The sequence below is a fragment of the Microbulbifer maximicatervae (SeqCode) genome (assembly GCF_052467695.1).
Genome location: NZ_CP174320.1, coordinates 56181 through 74025, shown reverse-complemented (window position 1 = coordinate 74025; position 17845 = coordinate 56181). Strand labels below are relative to the sequence as shown.

Annotated in this window: 18 protein-coding genes; 10 read left to right on the top strand and 8 right to left on the bottom strand. The window is 52.0% G+C overall.

The window, feature by feature from the left end:
- Nucleotides 1-17 precede the first annotated feature (17 nt).
- Nucleotides 18-1202, bottom strand: coding sequence for an aspartate aminotransferase family protein (locus ACJJI8_RS00375; protein ID WP_444917918.1), 1185 nt, complete (start codon nucleotides 1200-1202; stop codon nucleotides 18-20).
- 317 nt (nucleotides 1203-1519) lie between these two features.
- Between ACJJI8_RS00375 and grxD the strand changes: the two genes are divergently transcribed.
- Nucleotides 1520-1852: a Grx4 family monothiol glutaredoxin gene (grxD, locus tag ACJJI8_RS00370; protein WP_282933784.1), complete on the top strand. Its 333-nt coding sequence runs from the start codon at nucleotides 1520-1522 to the stop codon at nucleotides 1850-1852.
- Between the two features lie 110 nt (nucleotides 1853-1962).
- Here grxD and bfr read toward each other — a convergent pair whose 3' ends face one another.
- The 3 genes from bfr to ACJJI8_RS00355 all read right to left on the bottom strand — a co-directional run bounded on the left by bfr (nucleotide 1963) and on the right by ACJJI8_RS00355 (nucleotide 4879).
- Nucleotides 1963-2454 (bottom strand): bacterioferritin, encoded by a 492-nt coding sequence (bfr, locus tag ACJJI8_RS00365; protein WP_020412720.1) that lies wholly within the window; start codon nucleotides 2452-2454, stop codon nucleotides 1963-1965.
- A 305-nt stretch (nucleotides 2455-2759) separates the two neighbouring features.
- The gene (locus ACJJI8_RS00360) at nucleotides 2760-4079 is read right to left on the bottom strand and encodes a DUF2254 domain-containing protein (protein WP_444933918.1); all 1320 of its coding nucleotides are present in this window, start codon (nucleotides 4077-4079) and stop codon (nucleotides 2760-2762) included.
- A gap of 569 nt (nucleotides 4080-4648) precedes the next feature.
- Nucleotides 4649-4879 carry a bacterioferritin-associated ferredoxin gene (locus ACJJI8_RS00355; protein WP_413662956.1) on the bottom strand — a complete coding sequence of 77 codons (231 nt, stop codon included), beginning with the start codon at nucleotides 4877-4879 and terminating at the stop codon, nucleotides 4649-4651.
- Nucleotides 4880-5193: 314 nt separating this feature from the next.
- On the opposite strand from ACJJI8_RS00355, the gene ACJJI8_RS00350 reads away from it, so the two are divergent.
- The 7 genes from ACJJI8_RS00350 (at nucleotide 5194) to ACJJI8_RS00320 (ending at nucleotide 12612) form a co-directional block, all read left to right on the top strand.
- Nucleotides 5194-5796 (top strand): peroxiredoxin, encoded by a 603-nt coding sequence (locus tag ACJJI8_RS00350; RefSeq protein ID WP_444896448.1) that lies wholly within the window; start codon nucleotides 5194-5196, stop codon nucleotides 5794-5796.
- Between the two features lie 240 nt (nucleotides 5797-6036).
- On the top strand, nucleotides 6037-7239 hold the full coding sequence (locus ACJJI8_RS00345; protein WP_444925620.1) for a serine hydrolase domain-containing protein: 1203 nt from the start codon (nucleotides 6037-6039) through the stop codon (nucleotides 7237-7239).
- Nucleotides 7240-7340: 101 nt separating this feature from the next.
- Nucleotides 7341-9260, top strand: coding sequence for a molecular chaperone HtpG (gene htpG, locus ACJJI8_RS00340; RefSeq protein WP_444933917.1), 1920 nt, complete (start codon nucleotides 7341-7343; stop codon nucleotides 9258-9260).
- Nucleotides 9261-9506: 246 nt separating this feature from the next.
- Complete coding sequence (locus ACJJI8_RS00335) at nucleotides 9507-10538, top strand: NAD(P)H-dependent glycerol-3-phosphate dehydrogenase (RefSeq protein ID WP_413662953.1); 1032 nt, start codon at nucleotides 9507-9509, stop codon at nucleotides 10536-10538.
- Between the two features lie 13 nt (nucleotides 10539-10551).
- Complete coding sequence (locus ACJJI8_RS00330; RefSeq protein ID WP_282933779.1) at nucleotides 10552-11034, top strand: DUF4389 domain-containing protein; 483 nt, start codon at nucleotides 10552-10554, stop codon at nucleotides 11032-11034.
- Nucleotides 11035-11159: 125 nt separating this feature from the next.
- Complete coding sequence (sixA, locus tag ACJJI8_RS00325) at nucleotides 11160-11612, top strand: phosphohistidine phosphatase SixA (protein WP_444896453.1); 453 nt, start codon at nucleotides 11160-11162, stop codon at nucleotides 11610-11612.
- Nucleotides 11613-11733: 121 nt separating this feature from the next.
- Complete coding sequence (locus ACJJI8_RS00320) at nucleotides 11734-12612, top strand: alpha/beta fold hydrolase (RefSeq protein ID WP_413662950.1); 879 nt, start codon at nucleotides 11734-11736, stop codon at nucleotides 12610-12612.
- Here the strand turns inward: ACJJI8_RS00320 and ACJJI8_RS00315 are convergent.
- Both ACJJI8_RS00315 and folE read right to left on the bottom strand, forming a co-directional pair.
- Nucleotides 12609-12953 (bottom strand): 5-carboxymethyl-2-hydroxymuconate Delta-isomerase, encoded by a 345-nt coding sequence (locus tag ACJJI8_RS00315; RefSeq protein ID WP_282933776.1) that lies wholly within the window; start codon nucleotides 12951-12953, stop codon nucleotides 12609-12611. The two genes, ACJJI8_RS00320 and ACJJI8_RS00315, sit on opposite strands and share 4 nt — an antisense overlap.
- A gap of 54 nt (nucleotides 12954-13007) precedes the next feature.
- Complete coding sequence (gene folE / locus ACJJI8_RS00310; protein WP_282933775.1) at nucleotides 13008-13550, bottom strand: GTP cyclohydrolase I FolE; 543 nt, start codon at nucleotides 13548-13550, stop codon at nucleotides 13008-13010.
- A gap of 341 nt (nucleotides 13551-13891) precedes the next feature.
- Here folE and prmB point away from each other — a divergent pair, with 341 nt between their 5' ends.
- Complete coding sequence (gene prmB, locus ACJJI8_RS00305; RefSeq protein ID WP_444907556.1) at nucleotides 13892-14815, top strand: 50S ribosomal protein L3 N(5)-glutamine methyltransferase; 924 nt, start codon at nucleotides 13892-13894, stop codon at nucleotides 14813-14815.
- A gap of 173 nt (nucleotides 14816-14988) precedes the next feature.
- Nucleotides 14989-16065 carry a chorismate synthase gene (aroC, locus tag ACJJI8_RS00300; protein WP_444933916.1) on the top strand — a complete coding sequence of 359 codons (1077 nt, stop codon included), beginning with the start codon at nucleotides 14989-14991 and terminating at the stop codon, nucleotides 16063-16065.
- 58 nt (nucleotides 16066-16123) lie between these two features.
- Here aroC and ACJJI8_RS00295 read toward each other — a convergent pair whose 3' ends face one another.
- A complete protein-coding gene (locus ACJJI8_RS00295; RefSeq protein WP_444933915.1) occupies nucleotides 16124-16654 on the bottom strand; it encodes a tyrosine-type recombinase/integrase in 531 nt (176 codons plus the stop codon).
- A 63-nt stretch (nucleotides 16655-16717) separates the two neighbouring features.
- Entirely contained in the window at nucleotides 16718-17845 is a 1128-nt protein-coding gene (locus ACJJI8_RS00290; RefSeq protein ID WP_444932648.1) for an ISAs1 family transposase, read from the bottom strand.

Genomic DNA, 17845 nt, shown 5'->3' with positions numbered 1-17845 from the left:
GTTCTCCTTTTTTTGCATCAGACTGCTTGCAGTGCAAACTGGTGAATCAGTGAGCTGACATCGTTTGCCAATTGATGGCACTCGTCGTCGCTGAGTGTGAGTGGGGGGAGCAGGCGTACTACATTGCCGGCGGTAACATTAATCAGCAGTCCGCGCTCGCGGGCTATGTCCACCAGTTTGGCACAGGGCTGCTGCAATTCTATTCCGATCATCAGCCCCAAGCCCCGCACCTCTTTGACCTGGTCGCAATCGGATAACTGTTGTTTGAGTTGATGCAGCAGGCGTTGCCCCAATGCCTCGGCGCGCTCTAACAGCCATTCACTTTCCAGCGTATCGATCACTGCCAGTGCGGCACTGCAGGCTAGAGGGTTGCCGCCAAAAGTGGAGCCGTGGGTGCCCGCAGAAAATAATTGTGCGGCAACTCCCCTGGCCAGGCAGGCTCCGATAGGGACACCGTTACCCAGTCCTTTGGCAGTGGTCACCACGTCGGGCAATATGTCTGCATGCTGGTAGGCAAACATTTTGCCACTGCGCCCGTTTCCGGTTTGCACTTCATCCAGCATCAGGAGCCAGTTATATTGATCGCAGAGTTCGCGTAATTGCCCCAGGTAGTTGGAAGTGGGCACGCGTACACCGCCCTCTCCCTGAACCGGCTCAACCAGCACTGCGACAATATCGTTGCGCTCACCTGCGAGCTTTTCGATGGCTGCGGTATCGTTAAACGGCACACGCAAAAAACCCTCGGGCAGAGGGCCGAAGCCCTCTTGGATTTTTTCATTGCCGGTTGCTGTCAGGGTAGCCAGGGTGCGGCCGTGGAAAGCGCTTTCCATTACCAGGATTTGAGGGGTTTCAATGTTGCGGCTATTGCCTAGCCGCCGCGCTAATTTAATCGCTGCTTCATTGGCCTCAGCTCCAGAATTGGAGAAAAACACATTGTCCATACCGGATAGTTGTACCAGCTTGTCTGCCAGTTTCTCCTGCGCAGGGATATTGTAGAGATTGGATACATGTAACAGGGTCCGAATCTGCTCGTGCAGGGCCAGGGTCACTTTGGGGTGGCAGTGGCCAAGGCCGCAGACGGCGATTCCAGAGATTGCATCCAGGTATCGTCGGCCCTGATCATCCCATACATAATTGCCTTCACCCCGCACCAGTGTGAGGGTTCGATCGCCATAGTTTTGCATGAGTGTCGGGGTGGCCACCGGGGCATCTCCTTAAATATTGACTATTTGGACTGTTTATTTTCCGCAGAAAATTCTGTTTAAGCTTTTTAATCTGCACTTTATATCGATTGGAGCAATGGTAACACAGCCTTTATAAGCTGTGTGCTATCTGGCTGGCTGAATTTTCAACATGGTATCCGGTATTGCAGATCTGCGGTTTTTGCTTTCATCGAGGGGATGGTGTACTTATTGCCGGCCCCACTGGGGTACAATGGATGCCGGCGCGCTATACCAGATGATGGTATGGTGCCTGTACACTTACTTTTTGCTTCGACCACCTGAGGTTTTTCACGCTTATGGATACACTGGAGAACATCAAGCAGCAGATCGCTGATAACACCATTCTGCTTTATATGAAAGGTAGCCCTAATGCCCCCCAGTGCGGCTTTTCCATGCGGGCCTCCCAGGCGATGATGGCTTGCGGTAAGCGCTTTGCCTACGTTGATATTCTGGCTAACCCGGACATCCGCGCTGAGCTGCCTAAGTATGCGAACTGGCCGACCTTCCCCCAGCTGTGGGTAAAGGGCGAGCTGATCGGTGGCTGTGACATCATTATGGAAATGCATGAGAACGGTGAGCTGAAAACCTTGATTGATGAGGCATCAGCGGAGAGCGAAGGCGAGGATTAATTTCCGCTTTTGCTCCAATATGTCTGCTGCTATAGATGGTAGGCATACTGTAGAAACAAAAAAACCGCAGCGGAAGCTGCGGTTTTTTTATGCCTGTGAGAGGACTTAAACTACTTGCCAGAGTGGCCGGCTGCAGTTTCCATTTGAGTTTGCAGGTAGTTTTGAATGCCAACTTTGTCGATCAGCTCCAGCTGGGTTTCCAGCCAATCTACATGCTCTTCCTCAGACTCGAGGATTTTCTCCAGCAATTCACGACTGCCGTAATCCCGAACGGACTCGCAATAGGCGATGGCTTCACGCAAGTCGGGAATGGCCTTGGATTCAATTTTCAGGTCGCACTTGAGCATCTCTTCGGTATTTTCGCCGATCAGAAGTTTGCCCAGGTGCTGCAGGTTGGGAATACCTTCGAGGAAAAGAATGCGCTCGATCAGCCAATCGGCGTGCTTCATTTCATCAATGGATTCGTGATATTCCTGTTTGCCCAGCTCTTTTAAACCCCAATTGTCGTACATGCGGGCGTGTAGGAAATACTGGTTAATAGCTACCAGTTCATTACCCAGTACTTTATTTAAATGCTCAATTACCTTGGGGTCGCCTTTCATAGCCTGTGCTCCTGAAGCCCTGCCAACTCAATAAGGTTTGCAGAGAGTTCCTATTTGTTAGTCGCTAGAGATTAGTTGATATTTTTAGTTACTAAAGTTTATTAGTCACTAAAGTCTGCGGCTGCCTGATTTACCTAATTTTATTTTAGGATTTCAGCTGCAATCGGGGCCGAGTTTGCGTTGCGATTTGCGGCAAGTCAAGAGAAAATTTTTCTTGCAGAATGCAGGAAAAACAAGGGTTTTAACGCAAATTTAGCCGAAAATAGCAACGAAAATAATTCTCATTTAGGTTGCAGGGCAATATTTCAGCTTTTTAGTTTTTCTCTAATAAAAACTAATTTGTCATTAATGATTTGTTGATCGATTTTGCTTTTTATAAAAACTGAGTTGTCGTCATTCAGGCGCTTTAAATAGTCCTTTAATGCCTGTTTATCTGTTTTCCTATGGCAAACCTCAACAAGTGTTTCTAGTGCGTTGAGTAAATGGCACATAAATACACTACTTGATCTGCCGTGTTCGACAATTTCGTCGAGAGAAGCTTGGAGCAGTTGAGAAAACTCAAGCTTACTGCAAATTATTCGCAATTCCCCCGATGAGTCGGTAAAACAATTTGCGGGCTCAGGTCGATATAATACAGTACCAAGCCCCTCAATCAGGCGATCAACGCAGGAATAAGCAGTAAATGGGTCATTAATGCCTGGAGATAAAGCCCGCACAGCAATTTGTGAAAGCTGCTGGATAGAAAAGACCACATCTTGTTCTGCCGTTGGCTGGGTGCCGATCTGTATTGCAGACTGAATTGCAGGAATTATTCTTTCTGGGTTATTTGCCGGATAAACCTGGCCGATCATCTCCCAGTGATGCAGGTAGCTTCCCGGGTGGCAGTTCAGCTTTAGGCAGCACTGGAATTTCTGGGTTGTGCGAGTAATTCTTTGCTTATCGATAAATTGGACATAACCGCCCTTTGGGGTGGGGATGTCGATCCAACTTGAGCCGAGGTCCAGGCGTTTAGCATCGAATACTTTTTTGTTCGTAGATTCATGGCAATCTGGATATTCACGCTCTATCGCCTGCTGAAACTCGAGATTAATACGGTGGGTAATGTTATCGACCTGAATTGACTGTGCGACATTGTGAATAAAGTAAATAAGGTAGATAACACTGATTAAAGTCAGCACCAAAGCCGTGAGCACGCTAATGCCATAGCTAGCTATTTCGTTTTCCGCTGTGCCAATCGAACGCATAGTGACAATGGCATAGACATAGGTCGCCAGGAAAATCCCGAGGGATATCTGGGTCGCTCGGTCCCGGATAAAATTTCTGATCAAATGGGGGCCGAATTGATTAGAGGCGAGGGAGAGGGCAACCATTGTTATTGAGAATACCGTTCCGGCTACCGTGATAGTGGAGCCAGCAATGACTGACAAAAGGGCTCGAGCATTTTCGATATTACCCAAATTAAACCATTGCAAACTGCCCCGGAATAAAAGGGGAGGAGCAGGAAGCGCTGTGTCCAGGTGAACGGTAAAGGCGCAGAGCGCTAGCGCCGCTAGGATCATAATCAGCGGGACGCTCCAGAAACTGGAGTGGAGGCGTTCATAGAGGTGTATAAGATACTGCTTCATAGATGGAGAAAGGCACGCCAGCGTGCTATCAGCTTAGCCTATGAGCTTTAGAGGGAGCATTCGGGAAGGTAACTTAGTGGTTATAGATTGTGGTTGCCGGGATTCGGGGTCAGCTGGTGAAGTAGAATCGGCGGTAGTTAGCTGAGTAGACCATGCTCCCGTTCATGGTCTATTCGATAAGCTAATTTGTTTATTCGGCCTCCCACACAGGGATGAGACCGCCAACTGGTGCCCCAAGGCCCTTACCGAGATAGCGCCACCATAGATTATCTCTTTGATCTGGCGGTTTGCTAAGCACTTACAAATACATATTTCTGGTTCAGTTCACTGCACTTGTTGTTGTCAGTGGGCGGTACAAAAATGTATGGATTAGGAATGTTGCTATATCTAAATACAATCGTTTTTGTGCGTAGCAGGGAAACTGCGGCACCGTTTTTGAATTTCAGTTGAACCGCGCTAAGCCGTTAAAGGAAGGAGCTTGACATAACTAGCAGGTGTTGAGTGAAAGCTGAGATATAAGAAGAGGGGAGGCGATCGCCAGGGACACGATCGCAGGTCAAAAGCCAAAATCAGCTGGCGGAGTAGAAGAGGCCGTTATTGGCAGAGGATACCATCCCACCGCTCATGGTCTCATCAATGATCTCCTTGGTCTGCTCGGCACAGCGTCCACATTGAGAAGAAACGCCCAGCTGGCGTCTCAACGCCTTCACCGAAGTGGAGCCATCATAGATCGCCTCTTTAATCTGGCGGTCAGTTATGCCCTTACAAATACATACATACATGGCGGTGGCTCTGTTCAACTCTTAATCAATAGTAGTCAGGTAGGAATCCTATTGCAATTGAGAATGAGTGTCAATAAGATTCCGGAATGGTCGCATTTCGCCCTCTTTGTTTGCTATTTGTACATTTTTGCGGGTAGGTCATCCTATTTTGGGTGTTAGTTCACGCATAGCCGTTCTGCTATCAGCCTGATTTAAAAAATTTATGGGCCTGAAATAAGTGGGTGTGTATCATAGCGGCCCACTATTAATTCCCATTCGATTTATAGCTGTTGCTCATAAATTGAACACTCTACGTATCATCAACAACCCATCATTGGATTGAGGAGGTTTTCATGGCAGTTCTGGTAGGCAAGCCGGCTCCGGATTTCACCGCTGCAGCGGTATTGGGTAACGGCGAAATCGTCGATACTTTTAACCTGAAAGAAGCAATCAAAGGTAAGAAGGCTGTAGTTTTCTTCTACCCGCTGGACTTCACCTTCGTATGTCCTTCTGAGCTGATCGCTTTCGACCACCGTTTCGCTGAGTTTGAAAAGCGCGGTGTTGAGGTAATCGGTGTATCCATCGATTCCCAGTTCTCTCACAACGCATGGCGTAATACCTCCGTCAACGACGGTGGTATCGGCCCGGTTAAGTACACTCTGGTTGCAGACGTTAAGCACGAAATCTGCCAGGCGTACGACGTAGAAGCTGACGCTGGTGTTGCTTTCCGCGGTTCCTTCCTGATCGACGAAGAAGGCACTGTACGTCACCAAGTAGTTAACGATCTGCCGCTGGGCCGTAACGTTGACGAAATGCTGCGCATGGTTGACGCTCTGGCGTTCCACCAGGAGCACGGTGAAGTTTGCCCCGCCGGCTGGCAGGAAGGCGACAAAGGTATGAACGCTTCTCCGGAAGGTGTAGCGGCTTACCTGAGCGAGAACGCTGAGAAGCTGTAAGACGCTTTTTGCGTTGGGGTCCCCGGGCCCCAAAAGAAGAACCGCCGCAAGGCGGTTTTTTTGTTTGTACAAGCCTTGTTGCGCTGATCTGCGCTGATTGGCATGGCCGTCCCCGCGCCGGAGAAAAGTGCAGACTAGAATTCAGCGGTCAGTCCTGCGTGGCGCCTAAATAGAGTTTTTGCCCGCTGGCTGCTAGTCTTATCTGCAACTACCGGATTGCTTTGGCGGCTCGATTTGCTTATGAGACCTGCAATTCTTTCAAATATCGTCTACGGCATGCGCGCCTCTATGGCACGTTTTTTCCTCTTCCTGGTGATTCTGGGGAGTCTGTCCCTGCCTGCGCAAGCGGCTGATATAGACGACAGGGCCAAACAGTTTGGCCGATACTTCAAACAGATGATGGCGGGTAAATCTATACCCGGCGGCGCCTATGTCATCGTGGATGGCAACCGGGTGGTCGCGATGGATACCTATGGCGTCAGGGTCAGGGGTAAATCCGGCAAGGTGGATCAGGACACGGTGTTCCGTCTGGCCTCGGTATCCAAGACCTTCGCTGCCAGTATGGCCACTATGTTGGAGCATGAAGATCGCTTCAAATGGGATGACAAGGTGGTCAACTATGTGCCGGACCTGAGCTTTAAGACGCCCTCGCTGTCTCGCCAGCTTCAGGTGGAGCACTTGCTCAGCCATTCCTCGGGCCTGACCCCCAACGCCTACGACAACTACCTTGAGGACAACAAGCCTCTCAGCAAGATATTGCCCAAGTTTGCCAATATCGATCCGCGCTGCACGCCGGGAAAATGCTACGGCTACCAGAATGTGTTGTTCAGCCTTATTGAAGATGTGATTTTTGAGGCGACCGGGGTCTCCTTTGCCAGCCAGCTGAAAAAGCGAATTTTTGTCCCGCTGAAAATGCAGAACGCATCGGTCGGTTGGGAGAGCTTTATGGCCTCCGATAACCGTGCGGCACCCCATATTCAGACAGGCAGCGGCTGGCGCCCGGTAAAAGTGGAGAAGGAATACTACTTTGCTGCACCGGCGGCGGGAGTGAATGCCAGTATCTCCGATATGGCCCAGTGGCTGAAAGCGCAGATGGGCTACTACCCGAAGGTGCTGTCACCGGAAGTGATCGCCGATATGACTACTGAGCGAGTCGCTACCCAGCGCCATATGCGCCATCGTATCTGGAGAGATTACCTGTCTCACGCGGGCTATGGTCTGGGCTGGCGCCTCTATACCATTGGTGATGACCGCATTATTTACCACGGCGGTTGGGTTGCGGGCTTCCGTGCGGCGGTGGCCTACTCGGAAAAGTTGAAAGTGGGTATTGCCATCCTGATGAATGCGGAGTCCCGTGTGATCTCAGATCTCACTGCCAATTTCGTGATCGATATTACTGGCAAAGGCAATCTCGCTACCGCTCAAACCAGTGGAGATCGCTGATCTCCACTGGTAAGTGATTGTCCCTCCCCCCCTTGAAACCTGCTGGCTGATCCCAATATTTGCTCCCTGTTCCGATTGACGTTTACGGGGAGACCGAATAGATGACCGTTGAGGCCCAAAAAGAGAGCCATGGATTCCAGACGGAAGCCAAGCAGCTACTGCACCTGATGATCCACTCGCTCTACTCCAATAAGGAGATTTTCCTGCGCGAGCTGGTATCCAACGCTTCTGATGCCGCCGACAAGCTGCGTTTTGAATCGCTGTCCAAGCCCGAATTACTGGGTGAAGATGCAGACCTGCGCATTCGCATCGAGTTTGACAAGGAAGAGGGCACACTCACCATTACCGATAACGGTATTGGTATGAGCCGCGATGAAGTTATCGAAAACCTCGGCACCATCGCTCGCTCCGGCACTTCTGCATTTATGCAGCAGCTGACCGGTGACCAGAAAAAAGATGCGCACCTGATCGGCCAGTTCGGTGTGGGCTTCTACTCCGCCTTTATCGTTGCCGACAAAGTGGACGTATTCACCCGTCGCGCCGGCTTGAACTCCGACCAGGGCGTGCACTGGGAGTGTCACGGTGAAGCGGAATACTCCGTAGAGACTGTAGAGTGGCCCCAGCGCGGCACTCGAGTGGTTCTGCATCTGAAAGAAGAAGCGAAAGAGTTTGCCGATAACTGGCGCCTGCGCTCCATCATTAAAAAGTACTCCGATCACATCGCCATTCCGGTGGAGATGTTGAAAGAGGAGATGCCGGCGGCGGAAGAGGGCGAAGAGCCGAAAGAAGAGAAGGCGCCTGAGTTTGAAGCAGTAAACGCTGCCCAGGCTCTGTGGACTCGTCCCCGCTCCGATGTGAAATCTGAGGAGTACAAGGAGTTCTACAAGCATATCTCCCACGATTTTGACGATCCCTTAACCTGGAGCCACAACCGCGTAGAGGGCAAACAGGATTACACCAGCCTGCTTTACATCCCTGCGCGCGCACCGTTTGATCTGTACCAGCGCGATGCCGCTCGCGGCCTCAAGCTGTATGTGCAGCGCACTTTTATCATGGACGATGCGGAGCAGTTCCTGCCGCTGTACTTGCGTTTCGTGAAAGGTGTTCTGGACTCCAATGATTTGCCGCTGAACGTATCCCGTGAAATCCTGCAAAAAGATCGCAATACCGATGCGATCAAGAGTGCGCTGACCAAGCGTGTTCTGGATATGCTGGATAAATTGGCGAAGAAAGATGGCGATGAATACCAGAAGTTCTGGGATCTGTTCGGCAATGTATTGAAAGAAGGTCCGGCTGAAGATTTCTCCAACAAAGAGAAAATTGCCAAGCTGCTGCGCTTCGCCAGCACCCATACCGATACCGAGAAGCAGGATCAATCCCTGGAAGACTATGTGGGTCGCATGAAGGATGGCCAAAAGGCGATCTACTACGTGTGTGCCGACAACTTCGCTACGGCCAAGTCCAGCCCCTACCTGGAAGTATTCCGCAAGAAGGGTATCGAAGTGCTGCTGCTCACCGATCAGGTGGACGAGTGGTTCGTGGGCCATATGAACGAGTTCGACGGCAAGCAGTTCCAAGACGTGGCCAAAGGTGCGCTGGATCTGGGTGAAGCCGAGAGCGATGAGGACAAGGCTGAGCGCGAAAAAGTTGAGCAGGAGTCCGGTGCCCTGGTTGAGCGGGTACAGGAAGTTCTGGAAGGTCGCGTTGAATCCGTACGCGCAACCACTCGCCTGGTGGACTCCCCAGCGTGTCTGGTGGTGAGCGAACAGGATATGGGCCCGCAAATGCGCCGCATCCTGGAACAGGCCGGCCAGGCCCTGCCAGATGCCAAGCCGATCTTTGAAATCAATCCGTCCCACCCACTGGTAAAGCGTCTGGACCAGGAGGCGGATGAAGATCGTTTTGCGGACCTCACCAATATCCTGATGGACCAGGCTAACCTGGCCGCCGGTAACCAGTTGGCAGATCCGGCGGATTATGTGCGCCGCCTGAACACGCTGTTGCTGGAAATGCACGGTTAAGTCAGCGCTATTGATTGGTGCTAAGCGATGGCCAGCGGAGTTGTTTTAGACTTTGCTGGTCCCAGAAGCGGCCCCTGCCGGATCGAACGGTGTTTTATCGGTTGGTCAAGGCAGAGGGCCGTTTTTGCTATTTACTGTGCCGTTTCGCACAATTGGCAGAAGTTTAAAACAAATTGACCCCATTGGGCTCAGCGGGTCATGCCTCTATAATCCGCAAGTCTTATAAGAAGCTTTATCGGTGTGACAATGCAAAAAGAAACTTCCAACCCCCTCGCTATTGCCGTATTGGGCGGCGGCAGTTTCGGAACCGCGATTGCTAACATTGTGGCGGGCAACGGCCACGACACCCGCCAGTGGATGCGCAACGCGGAGACGGCGGCTGAGTGTCGCGACACTCGAGAAAACCATAAATACCTGCCCGGCGTGCCGCTGCACCCGGAATTACAACTTACCAGCGACCTGGAGCAAGCGGTCGATGGTTGCAGTATCGTTTTTGTCGCGATACCCAGTAAATCCTTTCGCGAGGTGGTAAAAAAAGTAGCCCCGCTGTTAGCGCCGGGCACCATGCTGATCTCCACCACTAAGGGAATCGAGCACGACAACTTCCACTTAATGAGCGATATCCTGCGCGAGGAAACCACCGACATGCGTGTCGGGGTCTTGAGCGGACCAAATTTTGCAAAAGAAATTGTTGCGGGGCACTACACTGCAACGGTGGTGGCCAGTGAAGACGAGGCACTTTGCAAAGCGATTCAATCGGCACTGCACTCGGAGACTTTCCGGGTTTATTCCAGTAGCGATGTGTTTGGAGTCGAGCTTGCCGGTGCGCTAAAAAATATCTACGCGATCATCACTGGTATGGCTGCGGCACTGGAGCGCGGGCAAAATACCATCAGTTTATTGATCACCCGCTCCCTGGCAGAAATGATGCGTTTTGCCGAAGCGATGGGTGCCGATCCCATGACGTTTATCGGCCTCGCCGGTGTCGGCGACTTGATTCTGACCTGTTCCTCAGACCTCAGCCGAAATTATCGGGTGGGGTATATGGTCGGTAAAGGCAAGCCGCTCGATCAGGCTGTCGCAGAAATCGGTCAGGTGGCCGAAGGTGTGAATACGGTTCGTCTGATTAAACAGAAAGCTGACGAAATGGGTGTCTACATGCCCTTGGTTTCCGCGATTCACGCCATATTATTTGAACAGCGGCCGATTCCTGAGGTGATTCGTAATTTGATGTCGGGCGCACAAACTTTTGATGTGGCCTACTCGGCCAAGCCTTAAATGGAAGCCTCATATGAAAAATGACGATCTAAAGCGCAATCTTACTTCCGGCAACCAGTGGGTGCGCCTTATCTATATGGTGCTGTTTGCAGTGTGCCTTCAGGTTGCCGCGTGGTTACTGATGGCGGTAGTGATACTGCAATTCCTGTTTTCGATTATCAGCGGGAAATCCAACGATAATCTGCGTCGCTTTGGCGATCAGCTCGCCTCCTATGTTTACCAGGCGATCCAGTTCCTGATCTACAACTCCGACGAAAAACCTTTCCCGTTTGCCGAGTGGCCTGAATCTGAAGTAGAAGATTTGTCCGGTTACGAGGGCGCCGAAGATGTTTCTGCAGAAGTGGTTTCTACGGAAGTAAAGCGTGAAAAGGACAAGGCTGAAGACGAAGCCGAGGATGCCATTATCCTGGGTAGCTCCGAGCCCGAGAGCAGTGAAAAGCCCGAGCTAGTAGAGGAAAGTGCCGACGACGCCGACAAACCTGTCGACAAGAACTGATCGCTTTTCCTATCGCTAATTTATCCGGTGCCTTATCCGTGGGCACCGGATAAATATCTGCTGCCCTCCCTGTGAATATTCCCGCAGATATCAACAAAGTCACAACCTACCCTTGAGGAAGCCCCATGCAGCTGTTTATTTTGCGTCACGGTAAAGCCGAGCCCATGCTCGCCAATGATGCAGAAAGAGCCCTGACAGAGCGCGGGCGCAGGCAGGTTGCACAGGTTTGTAAAAAGCGCGCCGAGGAACTGGCGGCGGTAAAGGCTATTTGGGCCAGCCCATTTGTACGCACCCAGGAAACCGCTGAGATTGCTGCCGCTCAACTGGGGTTGCCCGTTATTACCGAGCCGCTGCTCATCGGCAATACTTACCCACAGCAACTGCTCGATCATTTGCAAACCCAGGATACCTTTCCGCTTCTGCTGGTTAGTCACCAGCCTCTGGTGGGCAGCCTGCTCAATGGCCTCTGTGGCAGCGGTAACGAGCATCCGATGGGCACTTCCAGCCTCGCCTGCGTCAGTGCGGATGTATGGGCTAATGGCTGCGCTGACCTGGAGTGGTTGCAGCACGCAGAGTAACTTTTCCGGTTGTGTCTGCCAGTAAATCCCTATTGCGCTGATCACAACTGTCATTGCGGATGTTGTTGGTGGGCCGCACCATTTCACCACCTGTTTTAGTCACTATCCGGTGGATATCACTTTGGCGATAAATCAAATAACTCCCCGTGAAATCACCCTTGAGTTTGATCACAAGTCGATTGCTGCACGCCAGTGGGGCGATCCAGAGGGAGAGCCGGTAATTGCTCTTCACGGCTGGTTGGATAACTGTGCCACCTTCAGTCGGCTGGCTCCCCTGCTCAGCGGAATTAATCTGGTAGCGATAGATATGCCGGGCCACGGACGCAGCTATCACCGCTCACTCGATGCCAACTACAACATCTGGGAAGAGGCGGAAGATATTTTGGGGGCGGTACACGCGCTCGGCTGGCGCAAGTTCTCCATTGTGGCGCACTCTCGAGGCGCTATCGCCGGGGTGATAACCGCTGGTGCTTTTCCCGATCGGGTAAAGCGCTTGGCACTGATCGATGGCCTGGTGCCCCCCTCCACCGAAGATGAAAAAGCTCCGGAGAATCTGGCCAAGGCCATTGCCCAGAGAGCCCGTTACGGCACGCGCAAGCTGAGGGTTTACGGTACCTTCGAAGAGGCGGTCGAAGCGCGCAAAAATGGCATGTTCCCGCTAACTGAGTGGGCTGCGCAGGTATTGACCGAGCGGGGCACCCGGGAAGTGGAGGGGGGTTATATGTGGAGTAATGACCCCCGGCTGATGGCGGCTTCCACGGCCAAGCTCAATGAGCCACAGATTAAAGCTTACTTATCCCGATTGAAGATGCCGGTGCAGCTGGTTCTCGCTGAAGACGGTATTGCAGATATGCTCAAGCGCCTGCGCCCTGTACTGCAAGAGTTTCCGGGTATTGAGGCGCGTGAGATTCCCGGAAGCCACCACTTACACCTGGAGGAGAGTGGTGCCCGGGCGATTGCAGAGTGGTTTGGGCCTTTCTTGCGCGGTGAAACCGCTTAGAAGGGAACCCGCTTGGAATAGCAGCTGGCATCCATCTCCCGCACCTCTACCGAGACTGCGGGAACTCCCTCGGCAAATTGGCACAGGCTGTTAAAAACCGCCGAGCTCAATGCCTCCCTTTCCCGCGTAGAGCGCCCTTCAAGCAAGCGGATCTCTGCGTGGATAAAGCTGTTGCCATTGTCCCCAGCGATAAACTGATCGTAGGACTTGGCGCGAGTCTTGATATTGTGGGAGGCGAACAAACCGGAACGGTGCATCGCCTCCTGAGCCGAGCTGACCAGTGCAGCGACAGAAATCTTCTCTTCCAGATTTTTCGCATACTCTATGATCAGGTGAGGCATAGCGGTCACTCCTCGGTCAAAGCGGCCCTGGCGGCCGCTGGGTACCTGTGGCGTTTACTGGCGCAGCAGGGAGAGGAACTCGTTGCGGGTGGCCTGGTTGCTGCGGAAAGTACCGAGCATAGCCGAAGTCTTCATCACAGAGTTCTGTTTTTCCACACCGCGCATCATCATGCACATATGCTTGGCTTCGATGATCACGCCGACACCGGCAGCACCGGTAACGTTTTGCAGGGTCTCGGCGATCTCTACGGTCAGCTGCTCCTGGATCTGCAGGCGGCGCGCAAACATATCCACAATGCGTGCTACCTTGGACAGGCCAACGACCTTGCCATTGGGAATATAGGCTACGTGGGCGCGGCCGATAAACGGCAGCAGGTGGTGCTCACACAGGGAGTAGAGTTCGATATCCTTAACCAACACCATTTCGCTGCAGTCGGACGGGAAGAGCGCGTCGTTGACTACATCTTCCACGGTCTGTTTATAGCCGCGTGTCAGGTATTCCATGGCTTTGGCGGCGCGCTCCGGGGTGTCTTTGAGCCCAGGGCGTTGCGGATCTTCGCCGATTGCTTCAATAATTCGCGCGTAATGTTCGTTCATGCTGCTCTTTCCAACATCTCAGCCCGAAGGGCGGGTGCGCTACCCTAAGCGTTTGTAACCCGAGAGTAAAGATCCACGCGGCCCCAGGAGCCTGTTAGCTGTTATTTGACGACCACTGGCGAAGGCTGTTTTGTTAGCAGGGCAGAGGAAGTTGGGCGGAAAAATGGCTTAGGGCCTTTAGGTAGCAGCTGTAAAATGGCCACTTAACCTTACTCGTCGCTTATTTGGTGTGAGCAAACTACACTCCCCGGGCATTGATTGGCCCCTCTGCAGCAACAACAGAGGACACCCGCTAGTGACAGTGGGCCCCGACGAGATACAAAGCACTTAAGGATAGATTGATGATAGAAAGGCGTGAAACAAGCCTCCACGAACTGACCACGGTTTTGGACTATATCCGCTGGGGGACCAGCCGATTCAATGAGGCCGACCTCTACTACGGCCATGGCACCGACAACGCCTGGGACGAGGCCGTTTTGCTGGTAACCCACGCCCTGCATCTCCCCCCTTACAGTAAGCCGGAGATACTCCAGGCCCGTTTGACCATGGAGGAGCGCCGCGACGTACTCACTATCCTGGAGCGGCGCTTTAGCGAGCGGGTACCGGCGGCCTACCTGACGAAGGAAGCGCATTTCTGCGATATGACATTTTATGTGGACGAGCGGGTACTGGTACCCCGTTCACCGATTGGCGAGATGATTCGCCACAATTTCCAGCCCTGGCTCAATGTTGAGCCCCTGGCGATTCTGGACCTCTGTTGTGGTAGCGGTTGTATCGGTATCGCCTGTGCCGAGGCCTTCCCGGAAGCGCGTGTCGATGTGAGTGATATTTCCGAGGACGCGATCGAAGTTGCACAGATCAATATCAATCGTCACGAGTTGAACGAACGCGTGCGCGCAGTGCAGTCGGACCTATTTTCCGGCCTGCACGGTATGAGTTACGAATTGATCGTGTGCAACCCGCCCTATGTCGATGCCCGCGATCTGGCCGAAATGCCCAAGGAATACCACGCTGAGCCGGATATAGCCCTGGGCTCTGGCGATGACGGTCTCGATTTTACCCGCCGCTTGCTGCGCGAGGCTGCCAACCACTTACAGCCCGACGGCCTGTTGATCTGCGAAGTGGGCAATAGCTGGGAAGCCCTGGAAAAAGCCTTCCCGGAGGTGCCGTTTATGTGGCCCGAGTTTGAGGATGGTGGCCACGGTGTTTTTGCCATCAGCCGGGAAGAACTGCTCGCCTACCAACCCTACTTCGAAAAGGAATAATTCCTTTTGCCTCCCCGGCCATCTCGGTTGCCGGGTTATGGGTACAAGCCCGGTTCTGCGGACACTTGTGCTTTTTGCCCCAGTCTGCGCACTGGGGCGGGCAGATCATTTATAATGCGCGCCCCTATTGTGGGCCATCCTGTTTTACCACCTACTAGCTGGAAAAGTCGTCTATGTCGGGCAATACCTTTGGCAAGCTGTTTTGTGTCACCACCTTTGGCGAAAGCCACGGCCCCGCGCTCGGCTGTATCGTCGATGGATGCCCTCCGGGTCTGGAGATTAGTGAAGAAGAAATTCAGCGAGAGCTGGACCGCCGCAAGCCGGGCACTTCCCGCTATACCACCCAGCGCCGCGAGCCCGACCAGGTAAAAATCCTTTCCGGTGTTTTCGAGGGAAAAACCACCGGCACGCCTATTGGTCTGTTGATTGAAAATACCGACCAGCGCTCCAAGGACTACAGCAATATCGCTGAACAGGTAAGGCCAGCCCATGCCGATTTCACCTATTGGCAAAAATACGGCATTCGCGACTACCGTGGGGGTGGTCGATCCTCCGCCCGTGAAACTGCCATGCGGGTTGCCGCTGGGGCCATCGCCAAAAAATGGCTAAAACAAAAATATGGCATTGAAGTGCGCGGTTATCTCTCGCAATTGGGCCCGATCAAAGTACAAAAGCTGGATTGGGGCCAAGTAGAGCAAAACCCCTTCTTTTGCCCGGATGCTGATCGGGTCCCCGAAATGGAGACCTATATGCAGGAGCTGATCAAAGAGGGGAACTCCATTGGTGCGCGTATCTCAGTACACGCCAGCGGCGTCCCAGCCGGACTGGGTGAACCTATTTTTGATCGCCTGGATGCAGATCTGGCCCACGGCTTAATGAGCATTAACGCGGTAAAAGGCGTGGAAATTGGAGCTGGCTTTGACAGCGTGGAGCAAAAGGGCACTGAGCACCGAGATGAGATCACTCCAGAAGAGGGGTTCCTGTCGAATAATGCCGGTGGTGTGTTGGGTGGTATTTCCAGTGGCCAGGATATCATTGCTCATATCGCCCTGAAGCCGACTTCCAGTCTGCGTATTCCCGGCCGCAGCGTTGACCGCTCCGGCAATCCCATTGAAGTCGTTACCAAAGGCCGCCACGACCCCTGTGTTGGTATTCGAGCAACGCCTATCGCAGAGGCCATGATGGCCCTGGTTCTGATCGATCACGCACTGCGCCATCGCGCGCAGAATGGCGATGTAACACCGGGATAATTCGATCGGCTTTTTTCTATTAGATACCGGCGGGAGCCGGTATCCGGTCTCCGCACTACTAAGATGCAGCCAATAAGCTAAGCCCCTGTACTTCCCCAACTTTACTCCCAACAAAATAGTTAGCTCCATCCTCCTCAATTTTATTAATGTTGCGCAGTCGATCTGAGGGGCTTAAAACGCCTTTATTTCCCCGATTTACGACATGGGTATAAATTTCAGTAGTACTAACATCCGAATGCCCTAGCAACTCCTGAATCGTACGCAAGTCATAACCTGCTTCGAGCAAGTGAGTCGCAAAGCTATGGCGAAATGCATGGCAACGAGCCGGCTTGTTGACTCCCGCTAGCTTGACAGCTATACGAACCTGGCGCGCTAAAGTTGACGCGTGCATATGGTGCCTTCTGTTTTCACCGGAGCGAGGACATTGGCCGATGGTGCTGGAAGGGAAAAGGTATTGCCAAGCCAGTTGTCGGCTTGCACTTGGATACTTTCTTTCCAAAGCGTTAGGTAAATAAACCGAACCAAAACCAGCCAAAATATCTTGTTGGTGTAATAGGGAAACAGTCTCTACCTGCCTATGTAGCTGCACAATTAACCCGTTAGGTAATATCGTAGTGCGATCCTTATCCAGGGCTGTCCCATATAAATCAGTCTAAATGGTGGCTGTAATTATCTTGTCCAAGGTTTCATTATCCCAGCCAGCCTTTTTCCGAAGCCTTTTAATGCTCATGTCTTTTTTAAAGCTGGGCTTTGCCGCTTGCAACTGATTGAGTGCCGAATGCCTCAAGATCGCCATGTTTTCTGGTGCATTTCCTGATCTGAAGCGACTATCATCCTCACGAAAAACCACATCTAAAATCCAGTGTAACGAGTTTTCAACACCCCAGTGAGAGCGAATAATATGATTAAGTTCTGCTGAGCACGGCTCTAAACTACTGATATAGTAGCGCGTTTCGCAACTAGTTCGCCCATCTACAGTTCGCTTCGCCTGGACTGCGATAACACTTCTTAGACCGTGCCATTGCTCTTTACCTCCGAGCCAATCAATACTGTTAGTAGAGAGACATTTTCTGGATTCTATTCGGCCTCGGCTCACCTCTTCCACACAATCAGTATCGACATCCTTGTGGTACTGCATATCGAACAAATTATTAAAATGCGTGGTAATTTGCTGGTGCAGTTTGTCCTGATTGCCCTTCACAGCAATCACATAATCGCCGCCTCGTTCGATAATTTTCTGGGTGATCGTTTTCTGGCAGCCCATGGCGTCAAGCGTAATAATCGCACCATTAAGATCAAGAACCTCCAGTAACTTCGGTATGGCCGTAATCTCATTCGACTTTTCTTCTACTTTTTGCTGAGCAAGGACAAGTCGCGCCTCGGACGCAAAAGCACTCACCATATGTATAGGAGATCGCTTGCTGGCCTGATCGAAGCTGCGCCTTAGCGCCTTGCCATCGATCGCAATTACGTTACCGAGTTCTTGCTGAATACCTTGGACCCACTGCAGAAAGCAGCGCTTAAATTGTTCGGGGTCTAAGCTTGAAATAACACGGCTAAAAGTGTTTTTTGAGGGTATTCCGCTATTTAGCGGGGTGAATCGTTTTAGGTAATCTATTTTAGATTCTGCGAAATCGACAAAATCTCTACAGCTTTCAGCACCACAAATAACACCGCAAAACATGATAAGTAAAATATCGGGCAGGGCGTGCAGCTTGTGCCGATCAACTCGAGGATCTTCCATGTCGTCAAAGTGATGTAAAAGGCTTACGCTATCCAT

Excerpts from the sequence above, each read along its gene's own strand:
- grxD (WP_282933784.1), top strand. The coding sequence starts at position 1,520 with ATGGATACACTGGAGAACATCAAGCAGCAGATCGCTGATAACACCATT.
- bfr (WP_020412720.1), bottom strand. The coding sequence starts at position 2,454 with ATGAAAGGCGACCCCAAGGTAATTGAGCATTTAAATAAAGTACTGGGT.
- ACJJI8_RS00360 (WP_444933918.1), bottom strand. The coding sequence starts at position 4,079 with ATGAAGCAGTATCTTATACACCTCTATGAACGCCTCCACTCCAGTTTC.
- ACJJI8_RS00350 (WP_444896448.1), top strand. The coding sequence starts at position 5,194 with ATGGCAGTTCTGGTAGGCAAGCCGGCTCCGGATTTCACCGCTGCAGCG.
- ACJJI8_RS00345 (WP_444925620.1), top strand. The coding sequence starts at position 6,037 with ATGAGACCTGCAATTCTTTCAAATATCGTCTACGGCATGCGCGCCTCT.
- htpG (WP_444933917.1), top strand. The coding sequence starts at position 7,341 with ATGACCGTTGAGGCCCAAAAAGAGAGCCATGGATTCCAGACGGAAGCC.
- ACJJI8_RS00335 (WP_413662953.1), top strand. The coding sequence starts at position 9,507 with ATGCAAAAAGAAACTTCCAACCCCCTCGCTATTGCCGTATTGGGCGGC.
- ACJJI8_RS00330 (WP_282933779.1), top strand. The coding sequence starts at position 10,552 with ATGAAAAATGACGATCTAAAGCGCAATCTTACTTCCGGCAACCAGTGG.
- sixA (WP_444896453.1), top strand. The coding sequence starts at position 11,160 with ATGCAGCTGTTTATTTTGCGTCACGGTAAAGCCGAGCCCATGCTCGCC.
- ACJJI8_RS00315 (WP_282933776.1), bottom strand. The coding sequence starts at position 12,953 with ATGCCTCACCTGATCATAGAGTATGCGAAAAATCTGGAAGAGAAGATT.
- folE (WP_282933775.1), bottom strand. The coding sequence starts at position 13,550 with ATGAACGAACATTACGCGCGAATTATTGAAGCAATCGGCGAAGATCCG.
- prmB (WP_444907556.1), top strand. The coding sequence starts at position 13,892 with ATGATAGAAAGGCGTGAAACAAGCCTCCACGAACTGACCACGGTTTTG.
- aroC (WP_444933916.1), top strand. The coding sequence starts at position 14,989 with ATGTCGGGCAATACCTTTGGCAAGCTGTTTTGTGTCACCACCTTTGGC.
- ACJJI8_RS00290 (WP_444932648.1), bottom strand. The coding sequence starts at position 17,845 with ATGGATAGCGTAAGCCTTTTACATCACTTTGACGACATGGAAGATCCT.